2 protein-coding genes are annotated in these 1,692 nt (G+C 68.2%); both read right to left on the reverse strand.

The window, feature by feature from the left end:
• Positions 1–403: 403 nt before the first annotated feature.
• The gene (locus M8330_RS21610) at positions 404–1,204 is read right to left on the reverse strand and encodes a flagellin N-terminal helical domain-containing protein (RefSeq protein WP_250057796.1); all 801 of its coding nucleotides are present in this window, start codon (positions 1,202–1,204) and stop codon (positions 404–406) included.
• 248 nt (positions 1,205–1,452) lie between these two features.
• Positions 1,453–1,692, reverse strand: a 240-nt coding sequence (locus M8330_RS21615; protein WP_284704996.1) for a flagellin, incomplete at its 5' end; no start/stop codon positions are given.

The raw sequence follows: 1,692 nt of genomic DNA on the forward strand, positions 1-1,692 counted from the left end.
AAGCCGGAGGAGAGCTTCTCCAGCGACTTGCTCATCGAGCTCTGGGTCGAGGAGAGGTTGCGGTAGGTGTTGATCGCGTCGACGTTGGTGTTGATGCGCAGGCTCATGATGGGTTCCCTTCCTGGGACTCTGACGGATGCGCCCGTCCGTGGGCAGCACGTCCCCCATCGACGCCCGCCGCCCCCTCCTGAGGGGAACCGACGACACCGGCCGGTGCGGCCGCGGTGGTCCGTACCGCCCGCCGCCCTCCGGACGACCGGACCCCCGGCCGTCGGGACGACCGGACCCCCGGCCGTCGGGACGGCCGGGGGCCCGGGTCGTGCTGGGTCGTGCTGGGTCGTGCTGGGTCGTGCTGGGTGGTGCCGGGTCAGCCCGGGGGTCGGACCCGTCGCCCGACGCCGGGTCAGCGCAGGAGGCTGAGGACGTTGTTGGGGGCCTGGTTGGCCTGGGCGAGCATGGAGGTGCCGGCCTGGGACAGGATCTGGGAGCGGGTGAAGTTCATCATCTCGGCGGCCATGTCGGTGTCGCGGATGCGGGACTCCGAGGCGGAGAGGTTCTCCACCGACACGTTCAGGCTGTTGACCCGGTGCTCGAACTGGTTCTGCACCGCACCGAGGGCCGAACGCTGGGCCGAGACGTTGGTGATCTCCGCCTGCACGTCGTCGCTCGTCGAGCTGGTGATGTCCAGCGCGGCGATGGTGGTCTTGAAGTCCTTCAGCGCGGTGGTGCCGCTGATGTCGATCGTGTCGGCGGACTCGAAGCCGGTCTGGAACGTGAGGTCGGCGCCGGCGAACAGGTCCACACCGTTGAACTTGGTGTTGTCCTGGATGTTGCCGATCTCCGTCTTCAGCGCGTCGAACTCCGTCTGCAGCGCCGTCTGGGAGTCCGTGTTCTGGGTGCCGTTGTTGTACTGGACCGAGAGGTCGTTCATGCGCTGGAGCATGGAGTGGACCTCGGTGAGGGCGCCTTCTGCGGTCTGGGCGACGGAGATGCCGTCCTGGGCGTTGCGGGTGGCGACCTTGAGACCGCCGACCTGGGAGCGCAGGCCCTCGGAGATGGCGAGGCCGGAGGCGTCGTCGGCGGCGCGGTTGATGCGGAAGCCGGAGGAGAGCTTCTCCAGCGACTTGCTCATCGAGTTCTGGGTCGAGGAGAGGTTGCGGTAGGTGTTGATCGCGTCGACGTTGGTGTTGATGCGGAGACTCATCGTGGTGTCCCTTCCTGGTCACGGGGTGCACAGCCCGTCCGTGGGCTGCACCCGTCCATCGGCGCCCATCGCGGCCCGCCTGATCGGGACGTGGCGTTCTTCACGTCCTCCTCACAAGCGTGTGCTGCCCGCGGTGCGCGCCACCGGTGCCGGCCCCTGTCACGGTCCTGTGCCCGGTCCTGCTGGTCCAGGTCTCCGGGACCAGTGGCTGGTGCAGGCCGTGGGTTCAGGCCGTGTCAGGCCGTGGGTCAGCGCAGGAGGCTGAGGACGTTGTTGGGGGCCTGGTTGGCCTGGGCGAGCATGGAGGTGCCGGCCTGGGAGAGGATCTGGGAGCGGGTGAAGTTCATCATCTCGGCGGCCATGTCGGTGTCGCGGATGCGGGACTCCGAGGCTGAGAGGTTCTCCACGGAGACGTTGAGGTTGTTGACGCGGTGCTCGAACTGGTTCTGCACGGCGCCGAGGGAGGAGCGCTGGGTCGAGACGGCGGT

The sequence above is a fragment of the Nocardioides bruguierae genome, from assembly GCF_023656415.1.
Taxonomy (GTDB): Bacteria; Actinomycetota; Actinomycetes; order Propionibacteriales; family Nocardioidaceae; genus Nocardioides; species Nocardioides bruguierae.